The sequence below is a fragment of the Paraburkholderia sp. J67 genome (assembly GCF_905220265.1).
Classification (GTDB): domain Bacteria; phylum Pseudomonadota; class Gammaproteobacteria; order Burkholderiales; family Burkholderiaceae; genus Paraburkholderia.
The window spans coordinates 52,594-67,349 of record NZ_CAJMZK010000018.1 but is presented as its reverse complement, the minus strand read 5'-3'; the positions used below and the strand labels follow the sequence as shown (position 1 = coordinate 67,349).

The following is a 14,756-nucleotide window of genomic DNA, read 5'->3' as shown; positions in this document are numbered from 1 at the left end:
AGCGCGCCCAGAACGCAAAAGGGGCGGCTCACATCGAGCCGCCCCTTTTTTTACTTCCCGTCAGACTGCGCGAATCAGTTCGCGCCGCCCGTGATCAGATCGGCGCCCTTGGGGCGTACGAACTTGAACGTCGAAGCCGGCAGCGACGGGTTCTTCTCGATATTGGAGAAGGTCAGCAGCGTCACGTTGCCGAACACGTCGTGCAATTCCATCGCTTCGAGATTGCCGTCGCGAAAGCCGATACCCACGCTCTTGAACTGCGTGTCCTTCGACTTCGGAATCAGTTCGAGCCAGTCGATGCCATTCTTCACGCCCGCGTCCGAGAGCGTGAAGTTCTTGTCCAGATCGTTGCTGCCGAACAGGATGGCCGCCGGACTCGCGCCAAGCGCGCCGCCGAGCTTGCGCTCGGTCACCTGGTTCAGATCCTTGTCGTAGACGTAGAGGTTGTCGCCGTCCGACTGCAGCAGTTGCTGGTACGGCTTTTCATACGACCAGACGAACTTGCCGGGGCGCGAGAACACGAAGGTGCCGCTCGACGTCTTGGCGTTGAGCGTGGCCGTGGCGATGGCGTCGCTGGCGTTCTTCGCGCTTGATGGCGGCTTGAGTTCGCGCTGCACGAAGCTGCCGCGCGCGGCATGCACCTGGGAGACGAACTGCTTGAGTTGATCGGTGCCGCTCGCCCAGGCGTGCCCCGCCATGACGAGCGAGGCGCCGAGTGCGACGGCGAGCGTGCGGCCCGCGCGGGCGAGCGTCGAGCCGTTCAAACGAGCCGGATGTCCTGCGAAAAACTGCATCTATCGTTCTCCAAAAGCAAAATTGTGCGCGCGGGGCGGGCGCGCGGCCTTAGTCGGCGTCGCGCGTGGGCGCGAGGATTTCGCGGTTGCCGCTCGACGACATCGCCGAAACCAGCCCCGACTGCTCCATCTGTTCGAGCAGCCGCGCAGCACGGTTATACCCGATGCGCAGATGCCGCTGCACAAGCGAGATCGACGCGCGCTTGTTCTTGATGACCACCTCGACGGCCTGATCGTAGAGCGGATCGGACTCGTCGCCGGTACCGGAAGCACTTGCCGTGCCCTCGTCGCCCTCGCCCGTCACGCCGCCTTCGAGAATGCCCTCGATATAGTTCGGCTCGCCCTGCTCCTTGAGCTTGTCCACCACGCGATGCACTTCGTCGTCGCTGACGAACGCGCCGTGCACGCGCACCGGCATGCCGGTGCCCGGCGGCAGATAAAGCATGTCGCCCATGCCGAGCAGCGACTCCGCGCCCATCTGGTCGAGAATCGTGCGCGAGTCGATCTTCGACGACACCTGGAAGGCCATGCGCGTGGGCACATTGGCCTTGATCAGGCCGGTAATCACGTCCACCGACGGCCGCTGGGTCGCGAGAATCAGGTGAATGCCCGAAGCCCGCGCCTTCTGCGCGATCCGCGCGATCAGCTCTTCGACCTTCTTGCCGACTACCATCATCAGGTCGGCAAGTTCGTCGATCACGACGACGATGTTCGGCAGCTTCGCGAGCGGTTCCGGATCGTCGGGCGTGAGGCTGAACGGATTCGGAATCTTCTCCTCGCGCTTGTTCGCTTCCTCGATCTTGTTGTTGTAGCCCGCGAGATTGCGCACGCCCATCTTGCTCATGAGCTTGTAGCGGCGCTCCATCTCGGCGACGGTCCAGTTCAGCGCGTTGCCCGCCTGGCGCATGTCGGTCACGACCGGGCAAAGCAAATGCGGAATGCCCTCGTAGACGCTCATTTCCAGCATCTTCGGGTCGATCAGGATCATGCGCACCTGCTCGGCGCTCGCCTTGTAGAGCAGCGAGAGGATCATCGCGTTGATCCCCACCGACTTGCCCGAGCCGGTCGTGCCCGCCACCAGCAAGTGAGGCATCTTGGCGAGATCGGCGCACACCGGCTTGCCGCCGATGTCCTTGCCAAGGCCCATCGTGAGCGCCGAAGGCGCGTCGGCATAGACCGCCGAGCCGAGAATTTCCGACAGGCGCACGGTCTGGCGGCGCTGGTTCGGCAGCTCGAGCGCCATGCAGTTCTTGCCCGGAATCGTCTCCACCACGCGGATCGAGACGAGCGAGAGCGAGCGCGCCAGATCCTTCGCAAGGTTCACGATCTGGCTGCCCTTCACGCCGGTCGCGGGCTCGATTTCGTAGCGCGTGACGACCGGGCCCGGATAGGCGGCAGCCACGGCCACATCGACGCCGAAGTCCTTGAGCTTCTTCTCGATCAGACGCGAAGTAAATTCGAGCGTGTCGTCCGAGATGGTTTCCTGGGCGGCGGGCGCCGGATCGAGCAGCGAGATCGGCGGCAGCGTGGAGTCGCCCGGCAGGTCGGTGAAGAGCGGCACCTGGCGCTCCTTCTCCACGCGTTCCGAGCGCTGCGGCGTGACCACTGGCGGCACGATCGTGACCGGCTCGTGCTCTTCGATCTTCACGCGGCCGCGCTCGACCTTGCCTTCGCGCTTGACCGCGGCGGCCTCGCCGAGCTTGCGGTCGCTGCGCTCCTCGCGGCGCAGGCGCGCCATCGTCACGCCGTTGATGATCGACTCGCCGACCTTCTCGGACACCGAGAGCCACGAAAAGCGGAAATACAGCGACAAGCCGATGGCGAGCGCGAGCAACAGCGCGAGCGTGCCGCCCGTGAAGCCGAGCGCGTGCGAGACGCCATGCGCGACGGCCTCCCCTACTACGCCTCCCGGCGCGCGCGGCAACTGCACCTTGAGCGACCACATGCGCAGCGCCTCGATGCCGTCGCAGGCGAGCAGCACCAGCACGAAGGCGAAGCCTTCGGCGACCCAGCTATGGTCGCGCGGCTTGTCCTCGTCGTCGTCATCGGCGAGCGACTCGTGGCGGGTGATGCGTTTGTAGTTCTTCGAGATGTGGCGGGCGAGCAGCACCACCCACCAGTAGGCCGAGAGGCCGAACAGCAGCAAAAGGATGTCCGACGTCCAGGCGCCTACGCGCCCGGCCCAGTTCGAAATATGGTCGACCTGGGCGGCGTGGGTCCAGCTCGGGTCGCGGCGGCTGTAGCTGATGAGCGCCATCAGCAGGAACACGCCCAGCGCGACTTGCAGGATCCAGCGGATTTCGGTGAAAAGACGCGACATGCGGTGAGGCAATGCCTGCGCCTGCGCGGAAAAGGGAGCTTTGGCCATTGAATCCCGGTGATTCTTGATGCTTGCGCGGCGCGGGCGCGCTGCCGGACGCCCCGGCAGACGGGCGCGGCGGCCGTCCGATCCGGCCTATTGTAAACGCGTTGTTTCGGCCCCGGCTGCACCAGGACGTAAATGACGGTAACTGACAACGGCGCGCGGACGCGTGTGCGGGGGCGTTTTGACCCCTCGTCAGTGCGAGAGGCTATCGAGCCGATGAGAAACCTGCATGACGCATCGGCCGCCCCCGGCCTTTATAATTGCGGGCTGATACCCAATTATCTGCGTGAGCCCCGCCGCACCGTCGGGCGGCCCATGCGAACCCCGGCAGCCGCGCCGGCCATCCGCCCGCGCAGCGCCTTCTACGGAATTCGACCATGTCCGCAACCAAACACGCCAAAGTCCTGATTCTCGGTTCCGGCCCCGCCGGCTACACGGCAGCCGTCTATGCCGCGCGCGCCAACCTGTCGCCGCTGCTCGTCACGGGTCTCGCCCAGGGCGGTCAGCTGATGACGACGACCGACGTGGAAAACTGGCCCGCCGACCCCAACGGCGTGCAAGGCCCGGAACTGATGCAGCGTTTCCTCGAGCACGCGGAACGCTTCAACACGGAAATCGTGTTCGATCACATCCACACGGCCAAGCTCGATGAGAAGCCGATCCGCCTGATCGGCGATTCGGCCGAGTACACCTGCGATTCGCTGATCATCGCCACGGGCGCATCGGCGCAATACCTCGGCCTGCCCAGCGAAGAGCTGTTCATGGGCCGCGGCGTGTCGGCCTGCGCGACCTGCGACGGTTTCTTCTACCGCAACCAGCACGTCGCCGTGATCGGCGGCGGCAATACGGCGGTAGAAGAAGCGCTGTACCTGGCGGGCATCGCGAAGAAGGTCACGGTGATCCACCGTCGCGACAAGTTCCGCGCCGAGCCGATCCTGATCGACCGCCTGCTGGCGAAGGAAAAGGAAGGCGTGGTCGAGATCAAGTGGGATCACGTCCTCGACGAAGTGAAGGGTAACGAAGGCGGCGTGAACGGCCTGCGCATCAAGAACACCAAGACCGGCGAAACCACCGACCTCGACCTGCAAGGCGTGTTCGTGGCAATCGGCCACAAGCCGAACACCGACATCTTCGAAGGCCAGCTGGAGATGAAGAACGGCTACATCATCACGAACGGCGGCCTGAACGGCAACGCTACTGGCACGAGCGTGGCGGGCGTGTTCGCGGCAGGCGACGTGCAGGATCACGTCTATCGCCAGGCGATCACCAGCGCCGGCACGGGCTGCATGGCCGCGCTCGACGCGCAGCGCTACCTGGAAACCGTGGACGAACTGGGCCAGGCGCATGTCATGAGCGCCGAAGCCGACCGCTGAGCCGGACTACCGGGCAGCCGGTAAAATAGTGCGCTGATCTCTGGTTAAAGCCAGGCGGCGCATGGCAAGAGGGCCGCGGCCAGTCAGCCGGCGGCCCTTTTTGTTTTCCGTTTGCGATGCGCGCGTGCGTGTCACCCTCGACGCATTACCTCGACTCTTCAGCGCCTTTCGTCATGCCCAAGAACGTGCCCCATCCGGGCGAACCCAAGCGCCCCGCCACCGCGCGTCCCGCCGCCGCTCCCGTCACGCCCGCTCCCGCGCCGGAGCCCGGCAAGGCGTCCAGCGGCTTCGCCGGCCTCGACAGCCTGCGCGACGCGCTCAAGATCCAGACGCGTCAGCGCGAGCGCGAACGCGCGGCCGTTCAGGCCAAGCGCGTGGAAGCCGCCGCCGACAGCGATCTGTTCCGCCGCGAGATCGGCTCGGTCGCGCCACTCAATGCGCCGCCGCGCGCCCAGCCGCGCCGCTCGGCGCCCGTGCCCCTGCCGCTGCAGACCCAGCTCGACGAGCAGGCGGTGCTGCACGAAGCGATCTCCGACGAATTCGATCCCGAAGCGCTGCTCGACACCGACGACTCGCTCTACTACCACCGCCCCGGCATCAGCGAGGAAGTCGTCAAGAAGCTGCGGCGCGGCACGTGGATCGTGCAGGCGCAACTCGATCTGCACGGCATGCGCCGCGAGGAAGCACGCGAAGCCTTGCAGACCTTTGTCCGCGAAGCGGGCAAACGCGGGCTGCGCTGTGTGCGCGTGATTCACGGCAAGGGACTGGGCTCCGTGGGCAAGGAGCCCGTGCTCAAGGGCAAGGTGCGCGCGTGGCTCGTGCAGAAGGAAGAAGTGATCGCCTTCTGCCAGGCGCGGCCGCACGACGGCGGCGCGGGCGCGGTGCTGGTGCTGCTTCAGCCGCATCATGGGCATGGGCACGGCCAGCACGGCCATCCCTGACGCCTGATCCGCAGCGCATCGCGCGATCAATAAAAAACCCGTTCCTGCTTGCGCAACGAACGGGTTTTTCTTTTCAGCCACGGCAACCGTGGCCTTGAAACATCGACATCAAGCGATGCTTCAAGCGATGCGCTCTTCCGTCTTCGGGTCGAACAGCACGGCCTTCGACACGTCGAACAACAGTTCCATGTTGTTCAGCGGCTGCGGGTTCGCGCCCGGGTGCACGCGGCTCACCACGCGCTTGCCGTTGACCTGCGCGAACACGAGCGTGTCCGGGCCGGTCGGCTCGATCACGTCGACCTTGACCGTATGGCGTTGCAGTTCGTGGCCGTGACCGTCGTGCGAGCTGCGCGCGTCGGTGATGCGCTCCGGGCGCAGGCCCAGCACCACTTCCTGACCGATATGGCTCTTCAGCTTGTTCGCGTCGAACGGCAGGTTCAGCACGTTGCGCGCGACGCCGGTGTCGAGTTCGAGGCCCACACCCGAGCCTTGCGCCACCAGCTTGCCGTTGATGAAGTTCATCGGCGGCGCGCCGATGAAGCCCGCCACGAACAGGTTCGACGGCGAATCGTAGATGTCCTGCGGCGCGCCGAACTGCTGGACGATGCCGTCCTTCATCACCGCGATGCGGTCGCCGAGCGTCATCGCTTCGATCTGGTCGTGCGTCACGTAGACAATGGTCTTGCCCACGCGCTGATGCAGCAGCTTGATTTCCGAGCGCATCTCGATACGCAGCTTCGCGTCGAGGTTCGAGAGCGGCTCGTCGAACAGGAACATGATCGGATCGCGCGCCAGTGCGCGGCCCATCGCCACACGCTGACGCTGGCCGCCCGAGAGCTGGCCTGGCTTGCGATCGAGCAGATGCTGGATTTGCAGCATGCTCGACACACGATCGACGATCTGCGTCTGCTCGGCCTTGGGCACCTTGCGGATATTCAGGCCGAACGAGATGTTCTCGCGCACCGTCATCGACGGGTAGAGCGCGTACGACTGGAACACCATCGCAATGTCGCGGTCCTTGGGCGAGAGATTGTTGACGACCTTGCCGTCCATGCAGATCTCGCCCTTGGTCACGGTTTCGAGACCCGCGATCATGTTGAGCAGCGTCGACTTACCGCAACCCGAGCCGCCGACCAGAATCAGGAACTGGCCGTCTTCGATGTCGATGTTCACGCCCTTGAGGACGGGCACCCCGTTCGGGTAGGTCTTGTAGACGTCGCGAATGGAAAGGCTTGCCATGCTATGAATCCTTTTAATCGATTGAGCTCAATTAGCCCTTCACCGCGCCCGCCGTGAGACCGCGCACGAAGTAGCGGCCGGCGATGACGTAGACGAGCAGCGTGGGCAGCGCGGCGATGATCGCGCCGGCCATGTCGACGTTGTATTCCTTCACGCCCGTGGACGTGTTCACGAGATTGTTCAGCGCCACCGTGATCGGCATCGAATCGACGCCCGAGAACACGATACCGAACAGGAAGTCATTCCAGATCTGCGTGAATTGCCAGATCAGGCACACCATGAAAATCGGCAGCGAGATCGGCATCATGATGCGCGTGAAGATCATGAAGAAACCGGCGCCGTCGATGCGCGCGGCCTTCACGAGTTCGGCGGGCACGCTCACGTAGAAGTTGCGGAAGAACATCGTGGTGAACGCGATACCGTAGACGACGTGCACGAGCACCAGACCGCCGATCGTGTTCGACAGGCCAAAGAAGCCTTCGAGACGCGCCATCGGCAGAAGAATCGCCTGGAACGGGATGAAGCAGCCCACCAGCAGCATCGTGAAGAGCGCGTCCGCGCCGCGGAAACGCCAGTGCGTGAGCACATAGCCGTTGAACGCGCCGATGATCGACGAGATCAGCACGGCCGGAATCACCATCTTCACCGAGTTCATGAAGAACGGCTGCATGCCGTCGCAACGCACGCCCGTGCAGGCCTCGCTCCACGCCTTCACCCACGGCGCGAAGCTCGGGTGCGAAGGCAGCGTGAGCATGTTGCCCGTGTGCAGTTCGTCGAGCGTCTTGAGCGACGTCGAGACCATCACGTAGAGCGGGAACAGGAAGTACAACGCGAACAGGATCAGCGCCGCGTACACGAACACGCGGCTCACCGTCATCTTAGGCTGCATTGCGCGTGCTCCTCGATTCCAGATACATGAGCGGCACAAGCACGGCCACCACCGTTGCGAGCATCATCATCGACGATGCCGCGCCGACGCCGAGCTGCCCGCGATTGAACGAAAACGTGTACATGAAGATGGCCGGCAGGGACGACGAGGTACCCGGGCCGCCAGCGGTCAGCGCCACCACGAGGTCGAAGGTCTTGATCGTGATGTGGCACAGGATCAGCAGCACCGAGAAAAACACCGGACGCATGCTCGGAATCACGATCTTGCGATAGATCGTCGGCAGCGTCGCGCCGTCCACCTGGGCGGCCTTGAAGATTTCGCTGTCGACGCCGCGCAGGCCCGCGAGGAACAGCGCCATGCAAAAGCCCGTGGATTGCCAGACGGCGGCCACGACGATACAGAAGATGGCCTTGTCCGGGTCATTGAGCCAGCCGAGCTGGAAGCTCGTCCAGCCCCAGTCGTGCAGCACCTGCTGGATGCCGAGATCCGGGTTGAAGATCCACTGCCACGCCGTGCCCGTCACGATGTACGAGAGCGCCATCGGATAGAGGAACACTGCGCGCAGCGCGCCTTCCTGGCGGATCTGCTGGTCGAGCAGGATCGCGAGAAAGAGGCCGAGAAACACGCAGATGGCAATAAAGGGAATGCCGAACCAGCCGAGGTTCTGGGCCGACGTCCACCACACGTCGTTCGAGAACAACTCGCTGTAGCGGTCGAGGCCCGCAAAATCGTAGCGCGGCATCAGCCGCGAATTGGATAGCGAAATATAGCCGGTGACGACGATGAAGCCGTAGACGAACACGAGGCTGATCAGGATGCTGGGCGAAAGCACCAGCTTCGGGATCCAGCGGTCTGCAAGCGCCGCCATGGGCGACGTGCGGCGCGTCGAGGCAGGCGCGGACGCCTTGCCATTGCCGCTAAGAGAAGCAGTCACTGCGCAACTCCTGGTACGGTGCGCAAGGTCGGATTGACTTTGCGCACGATGATGGGGTTCGGGTTGAACCGTCATGCCCGGGGAGCGCCGCGTGCGGCGCTCCCCGTCTTACTTCACAAACCGACAGCCATTACTTGGTCTTCGCAGCCTTCGCGAGCGCTTCAACCGCGCTCTTCGAATCCTGGTTCGAGTTCATGAACTTCGTGACGACGTCGGTGATCGCACCCGCCGTGGCATCGGCCTGAGCCATGCCGTGAGCGAGCGACGGAACATAGCCGCCGGCCTTGATGGCCGTCTGCTCATCCGCGTACGACTGCTTGCCGCAATCGTCGAACTTGCTCATGTCCACGCCCAGACGCACCGGGATCGAACCCTTGTAGAGGCTGAACTGTTCCTGGAAGGCCGGGCTCATGATGGTCTTCGCGAGCGCGAGCTGGCCCGGCGTTGCCGCCTTCTGGCCCTTCTGCTGGAAGAACACGAACGAGTCCACGTTGAACGTGTAGCCCTTCGAGGTGCCCGGCACCGGTGCGCAGATGTAGTCCGCACCCGGCTTCTTGTTCGCGTTGGCGAACTCGCCCTTGGCCCAGTCGCCCATGAACTGCATGCCGGCCTTGCCGTTGATGACCATGGCCGTGGCGAGGTTCCAGTCGCGGCCCGTGCGGCCGTTATCCATGTACGACTCGATCTTGCGGACCGTGTCGAACACGCCGACCATCTGCGCCGACGTCAGCGTCTTCTGGTCGAGGTCGACGATCGCCTTCTTGTAGAAGTCCGCGCCCTGCGAGAGGACCACGTCTTCCCACAGCGTCAGATCCTGCCAGGGCTGGCCACCGGCTGCGACCGGCTGGATGCCGGCTGCCTTGAGCTTGTCGGCCAGGGCGAAGAATTCCGGCCAGGTGGTCGGCGGCTTCGCACCAACCTTGTCGAGGGCTGCCTTGTTGATCCAGACCCAGTTCACGCGGTGCACCGAGAACGGCGCGGCGACGTAATGGCCGTCCGCGTGCATGATCTTGTCGATCTGCGGCGGCAGATTGGCCTTCCAGTCGCCCGTGACGGAGTCGATCGGCGCCAGCACGCCCTGCTCTGCCCATTCCTGAATCAGCGGACCCTTGATCTGGGCGGCCGAAGGCGCGTTACCCGAGATCACCTGGGTCTTCAGTGCGGTCATGGCAGCCGCCCCTGCGCCGCCGGCAACCGCGAAGTCCTTCCAGGTGTAGCCCTGCTTCTGCATGTCGTCCTTGAGCACGCCGACGGCCTTCGATTCGCCGCCCGACGTCCACCAGTGCAGCACTTCGATCGACTCGGCAGCTTGCGCCGTGGCGACGCCGCCCATCAGACCTGCTGCGCACAGGGCGCCCATGATCGCTCGGAATTTCATTGCTTATCTCCTCCAGACACCTGAACAAAAAAAACGGTTGGCCCCTGATTTCGCCAGGGTGCGGTGTAGTTCAAACAGGCAAAACACTGGACGGACGGGCGCCGGAGTACCGCGCGCGCGTGTTGTCTTTGGATGCGCGCGGGCCGCGGGCCGGTGTCCGGCCGCTGGACGCTCAAGAGATGAGTGGTTCGGGATGCAACTGACTGTCTCCTCTTTTGATTTTCTCCGGCCGCGTGCGCCAGGATGAGCGCGGCCAGTCGAGGTCACGTTTCCCGCATGCTGCCGGCCTGGCGTATTCGCCGGGACCGCAGATGGACGAATCCATTGTCCGTTAACATGGGGGACGTTCCGTCCACCTCGCGAAATTCGCCTGAAGACCGCCGCAAACCCTCACCGGGCCGCGCTTCCCCACGCTTTTTTCATCGATTGAACGTTACCTCTTGATTTGGATTGTAGTTAAACTACAATTCAGTGTCAAAAAAAATTTTATCGGACTACGGCCGCCTGACGGACGCCTGCCAGCGCACTACTGGCGCAGCTTCCGCGGCCGGCTTCCGGCCCATCTGGACAGTGACGGAGACTATGCAATTCCCTACCGATTCAGGCTTCACGTTCGTGCTGTTCGGCGCCACCGGCGACCTGGCGATGCGCAAGATTCTTCCGGCACTGTTCGAGGCGCATCGCTCGGGCATGCTCGCCGAGTCCGGCAAGATCGTGGGCGTCGCGCGCCATGAGAACGATCGTGACCACTATCTGCAGTGGGTCGAAGAACACGTCAAACCGCACGTCTCGAAGAACGGCCTCGACGAAGCCGCCTGGGCCAGCTTCATCGAGCGCATCGTCTATGTGAAGCTCGATCTGTCGCGCGCCGAGGACTTCGGCACGCTGCGCGACGGCATCGCAGGGCTGCCCGGCATCCGCGTGTTTTATCTGGCCACGGGCCCGTCTCTCTTCGTGCCGATCTGCCGTGCGCTCGCCGCGGTCGGCCTGAACGAGAATTCGCGCATCGTGCTGGAAAAGCCGCTTGGCTACGACCTGAAGTCGTCGAACGCGATCAACGACGCGGTGGGCGAAATCTTCGCCGAAGAGCAGATCTATCGGATCGACCACTACCTCGGCAAAGAACCGGTGCAGAACCTGCTGGCGCTGCGTTTCGGCAATGCGCTGTTCGAGCCGCTGTGGCGTCGCGAATGGGTCGAAAGCATCCAGATCACCATCGCCGAAGAACTGGGCGTGGAAGCGCGCGGCGACTTCTACGACAACACCGGCGCGCTGCGCGACATGGTGCAGAACCATTTGCTGCAACTGCTCTCGATCGTTGCGATGGAGCCGCCGCACTCGATGGATTCGGATTCGGTGCGCGACGAAAAGCTGCGCGTGCTGCGCGCGCTCAAGCCCATCGATCCCAACGAGATCAGCAAAGTCGCCGTGCGTGGCCAGTATCACGCGGGCGTGATCCGCGGCACCCCGGTGCCGGCCTACGCCACCGAACACGGCGTGAAGCCCGACAGCAGCACGGAAACCTTCGTCGCGCTCAAGGTCGAGATCGAGAACTGGCGCTGGGCGGGCGTGCCCTTCTTCCTGCGCACGGGCAAGCGTCTGGCCGACCGCGTCGCGGAGATCGTCGTGAACTTCCGCCCGGTGCCGCATTCGGCGCTCGGCCCCACGGCGCTGCGTCCGGGCTCGAATCGCCTCGTGATCCGCCTTCAGCCGAACGAAACGATTCGCCTCTACTGCCTCGCCAAGCAACCCGGCGAAGGCATGAATCTCGCGAGCGTGCACCTGGACCTCGCCTTCGACCGCTTCTTCCGCGAAGGCCAGATGGAGGCGTATCAACGTCTGTTGCTCGACGTCATCAACGGGCGCCTCGCGCTGTTCGTGCGCCGCGACGAGCAGGAAGCCGCATGGAAATGGGTCGAGCCCATTCTCAACGAATGGGCCGCCGCACCGCGCCCGCCCAAGCCGTACGCGGCGGGCACGTGGGGGCCGGCCGCGGCGAGCGCGATGCTCGCGCAGCACGGCACCTGCTGGCTCGAAGAAGAGAATTGACTGGATTGAGTGCGCGCGCGGCAGGTTTTCGTAGGCGTTTGCCGCGCCATGAAGCCATGCCATGCAAGGCCACCGCGCACGCCGTAACGGACAGATGAACGACCCCGCAGACCTACAAAAAAGCAGCCTGGAGGAGAAGTGATCGAGCTTCACGTATTCGACGACCCGCGCGTCCAATCCGACGCGCTGGCGCGAGCCGTGGGCGACGCGCTACATGCGTCGCTCAGCGCTCTTGCAGCCGCGCCCGGCACCGGTGCGCGCCGTACGACGCTCGCCGTCTCGGGCGGCACGAGCCCGCGGCCCTTTCTCGAGAACCTGTCGACGCACCGCTTCGACTGGGCTCACACCGACGTCACGCTGGTGGACGACCGCTGGGTGCCCGAAAGCGACGCGGCCAGCAACGCGCGCCTCGTGCGCGAGACGCTGCTCCAGCACGAAGCCGCCCACGCGCGCTTCCTGCCGCTCGTCGACGTGACGCAGGAGCTCGACACGCACGTCGCCGCGCTCAACGCCGATCCGCATCGCTACGTGCCGAACGTGGCCGTGCTCGGCATGGGCGAAGACGGCCACACGGCCTCGATCTTCGCCGATGCGCCCGAGTGGCACACCGCCATCACCACCGCGCGCCCGTTCGTCGCCGTGCATCCGCAGGCCGCGCCGCACGCGCGCGTGTCGTGGTCGATGCAGGCGCTGCGCCAGGTCGATCGTCTGTTCCTGCTGATCGCGGGACAGCGCAAGCTCGACGTGCTGCAACAAGCCGCTGCAACAGAACAGAACAACGCCATTTCGAAACTGGCGAACGACAAGGGAGTGAGACTCGATGTCTACTGGTGCGCCTAACAAATCCGCCTCTGGCGCGGGCCAGCACGCCGACGGACCGAGGCTGCTCGCCGACATCGGCGGCACCAACGCGCGCTTCGCGCTGGAAACGTCGCCCGGCGACATCGGCCAGGTACGCGTCTATCCATGCGCGCAGTATCCGGGCGTCGCCGAGGTGATCCAGCAGTATCTGAAGGATACGAAGATCGGCCGCGTGAATCATGCGGCCATCGCCATCGCGAACCCGGTCGACGGCGACCAGGTGCGCATGACCAATCACGACTGGACCTTCTCGATCGAAGCGACGCGCCGCGCGCTCGGCTTCGATACGCTGCTGGTCGTGAACGACTTCACCGCGCTCGCCATGGCGCTGCCGGGCCTGACCGACGCGCAGCGCGTCCAGGTCGGCGGCGGCCAGCGTCGCCAGAACAGCGTGATCGGTCTGCTCGGGCCGGGCACGGGTCTGGGCGTTTCGGGCCTGATTCCCGCCGACGACCGCTGGATCGCGCTCGGCAGCGAAGGCGGTCACGCGAGCTTTTCGCCGCAGGACGAGCGCGAAGACATCGTGCTGCAATACGCGCGCACGAAGTGGCCGCATGTGTCGTTCGAGCGCGTGTGCGCCGGTCCCGGCATCGAGCTGATCTATCGCGCGCTCGCTGCGCGCGACAAGAAGAAAGTGGCGGCGGACGTCGACCCGGCCGAGGTCACCAAACGCGCGCTCGACGGCGAAGCCCTCGCGCTCGAAACCGTCGAATGCTTCTGCGGCATTCTCGGCAGCTTCGCGGGCAATATCGCGGTGACGCTCGGCTCGCTGGGCGGCATCTACATCGGCGGCGGCGTGGTGCCGCGTCTGGGCGAACTCTTCACGCGCTCGTCGTTCCGCCAGCGCTTCGAGGCGAAGGGCCGTTTCGAGTCCTATCTCTCGAACGTGCCCACTTACGTCATCACGGCGGAATACCCCGCGTTTCTCGGCGTTTCCGCGATTCTCGCGGAGCAGCTGTCGAACCGCGCGGGCGGTGGATCGTCGGCGGTGTTCGAGCGCATCCGCCAGATGCGCGATGCGCTCACGCCGGCCGAGCGCCGCGTGGCCGATCTCGCGCTGAACCATCCGCGCTCGATCATCAACGATCCGATCGTCGATATCGCGCGCAAGGCCGACGTGAGCCAGCCCACCGTGATCCGCTTCTGCCGCTCGCTGGGCTGTCAGGGTCTCTCGGACTTCAAGCTCAAGCTCGCGACCGGTCTGACCGGCACGATTCCGGTGAGCCACAGCCAGGTGCATCTGGGCGACACCGCCACCGACTTCGGTGCGAAGGTGCTCGACAACACGGTGTCCGCGATCCTGCAATTGCGCGAGCATCTGAACTTCGAACAGGTCGAGCAGGCCATCACGCTGCTCAACGGCGCGCGCCGCATCGAGTTCTACGGCCTGGGCAACTCGCACATCGTCGCGCAGGACGCGCACTACAAGTTCTTCCGCTTCGGCATCCCGACCATCGCGTACGGCGATCTGTACATGCAGGCGGCCTCCGCCGCGCTGCTCGGCAAGGGCGACGTGATCGTGGCCGTGTCGAAGTCGGGCCGCGCGCCCGAGTTGCTGCGCGTGCTCGACGTGGCGATGCAGGCCGGCGCCAAGGTGATCGCGATCACCTCCAGCAACACGCCGCTCGCCAAGCGCGCGACCGTGGCGCTGGAAACCGATCACATCGAGATGCGCGAGTCGCAGCTCTCGATGATCTCGCGCATCCTGCATCTGCTGATGATCGACATTCTCGCCGTGGGCGTCGCGATCCGTCGCGCCTCGCCCGATAACGACGTGGGCAACGCCGTGGCGCAAGCGCGCGAACACGCCGACGACGATGCGTCCGCCGTGCTCGACTGGCTGAGCCACGGGGCTTCGTCCTCGCCGCGCGAGTAAGGTGCAAATCAGCACGCCTGGCGACATCGCGCAGCGCAATAAAAACGGGACGCCTCG

General features: G+C 64.7%; 11 protein-coding genes. 5 read left to right on the top strand and 6 right to left on the bottom strand.

Translation table 11 applies throughout. From position 1 onward, the window contains the following. Positions 1-74: 74 nt before the first annotated feature. Positions 75-794: an outer membrane lipoprotein chaperone LolA gene (lolA, locus tag U5782_RS27150; protein ID WP_322046984.1), complete on the bottom strand. Its 720-nt coding sequence runs from the start codon at positions 792-794 to the stop codon at positions 75-77. A 49-nt stretch (positions 795-843) separates the two neighbouring features. Then, entirely contained in the window at positions 844-3,162 is a 2,319-nt protein-coding gene (locus U5782_RS27145) for a DNA translocase FtsK (RefSeq protein WP_322046983.1), read from the bottom strand. A 374-nt stretch (positions 3,163-3,536) separates the two neighbouring features. Between U5782_RS27145 and trxB the strand changes: the two genes are divergently transcribed. Together trxB and U5782_RS27135 are read left to right on the top strand one after the other, a co-directional pair. Then, entirely contained in the window at positions 3,537-4,532 is a 996-nt protein-coding gene (trxB, locus tag U5782_RS27140; protein WP_322046982.1) for a thioredoxin-disulfide reductase, read from the top strand. Between the two features lie 173 nt (positions 4,533-4,705). Continuing rightward, positions 4,706-5,473, top strand: a complete 768-nt coding sequence (locus tag U5782_RS27135; protein WP_322046981.1) for a Smr/MutS family protein — start codon at positions 4,706-4,708, stop codon at positions 5,471-5,473. A gap of 120 nt (positions 5,474-5,593) precedes the next feature. Here U5782_RS27135 and U5782_RS27130 read toward each other — a convergent pair whose 3' ends face one another. The 4 genes from U5782_RS27130 to U5782_RS27115 form a co-directional block, all read right to left on the bottom strand. After that, on the bottom strand, positions 5,594-6,712 hold the full coding sequence (locus tag U5782_RS27130; protein WP_322046980.1) for a sn-glycerol-3-phosphate ABC transporter ATP-binding protein UgpC: 1,119 nt from the start codon (positions 6,710-6,712) through the stop codon (positions 5,594-5,596). Positions 6,713-6,743: 31 nt separating this feature from the next. Next, complete coding sequence (locus U5782_RS27125; RefSeq protein ID WP_322046979.1) at positions 6,744-7,601, bottom strand: carbohydrate ABC transporter permease; 858 nt, start codon at positions 7,599-7,601, stop codon at positions 6,744-6,746. Beyond that, complete coding sequence (locus U5782_RS27120; RefSeq protein ID WP_322046978.1) at positions 7,591-8,535, bottom strand: sugar ABC transporter permease; 945 nt, start codon at positions 8,533-8,535, stop codon at positions 7,591-7,593. Before U5782_RS27120 ends, U5782_RS27125 begins: the two co-directional genes overlap by 11 nt. A 130-nt stretch (positions 8,536-8,665) precedes the next feature. Beyond that, the gene (locus U5782_RS27115) at positions 8,666-9,913 is read right to left on the bottom strand and encodes an ABC transporter substrate-binding protein (RefSeq protein WP_322046977.1); all 1,248 of its coding nucleotides are present in this window, start codon (positions 9,911-9,913) and stop codon (positions 8,666-8,668) included. Positions 9,914-10,495: 582 nt separating this feature from the next. On the opposite strand from U5782_RS27115, the gene zwf reads away from it, so the two are divergent. From zwf to U5782_RS27100, 3 genes are all read left to right on the top strand, one after another. After that, on the top strand, positions 10,496-11,962 hold the full coding sequence (gene zwf, locus U5782_RS27110) for a glucose-6-phosphate dehydrogenase (RefSeq protein ID WP_322046976.1): 1,467 nt from the start codon (positions 10,496-10,498) through the stop codon (positions 11,960-11,962). A gap of 138 nt (positions 11,963-12,100) precedes the next feature. Continuing rightward, positions 12,101-12,802: a 6-phosphogluconolactonase gene (gene pgl, locus U5782_RS27105; protein ID WP_322046975.1), complete on the top strand. Its 702-nt coding sequence runs from the start codon at positions 12,101-12,103 to the stop codon at positions 12,800-12,802. Next, the gene (locus U5782_RS27100; protein ID WP_322046974.1) at positions 12,783-14,699 is read left to right on the top strand and encodes a bifunctional transcriptional regulator/glucokinase; all 1,917 of its coding nucleotides are present in this window, start codon (positions 12,783-12,785) and stop codon (positions 14,697-14,699) included. Before pgl ends, U5782_RS27100 begins: the two co-directional genes overlap by 20 nt. Positions 14,700-14,756 lie beyond the last annotated feature (57 nt).

Excerpts from the sequence above, each read along its gene's own strand:
- zwf (WP_322046976.1), top strand. The coding sequence starts at position 10,496 with ATGCAATTCCCTACCGATTCAGGCTTCACGTTCGTGCTGTTCGGCGCC.
- U5782_RS27125 (WP_322046979.1), bottom strand. The coding sequence starts at position 7,601 with ATGCAGCCTAAGATGACGGTGAGCCGCGTGTTCGTGTACGCGGCGCTG.
- U5782_RS27115 (WP_322046977.1), bottom strand. The coding sequence starts at position 9,913 with ATGAAATTCCGAGCGATCATGGGCGCCCTGTGCGCAGCAGGTCTGATG.
- lolA (WP_322046984.1), bottom strand. The coding sequence starts at position 794 with ATGCAGTTTTTCGCAGGACATCCGGCTCGTTTGAACGGCTCGACGCTC.
- U5782_RS27130 (WP_322046980.1), bottom strand. The coding sequence starts at position 6,712 with ATGGCAAGCCTTTCCATTCGCGACGTCTACAAGACCTACCCGAACGGG.
- U5782_RS27100 (WP_322046974.1), top strand. The coding sequence starts at position 12,783 with ATGTCTACTGGTGCGCCTAACAAATCCGCCTCTGGCGCGGGCCAGCAC.
- U5782_RS27135 (WP_322046981.1), top strand. The coding sequence starts at position 4,706 with ATGCCCAAGAACGTGCCCCATCCGGGCGAACCCAAGCGCCCCGCCACC.
- trxB (WP_322046982.1), top strand. The coding sequence starts at position 3,537 with ATGTCCGCAACCAAACACGCCAAAGTCCTGATTCTCGGTTCCGGCCCC.
- U5782_RS27145 (WP_322046983.1), bottom strand. The coding sequence starts at position 3,162 with ATGGCCAAAGCTCCCTTTTCCGCGCAGGCGCAGGCATTGCCTCACCGC.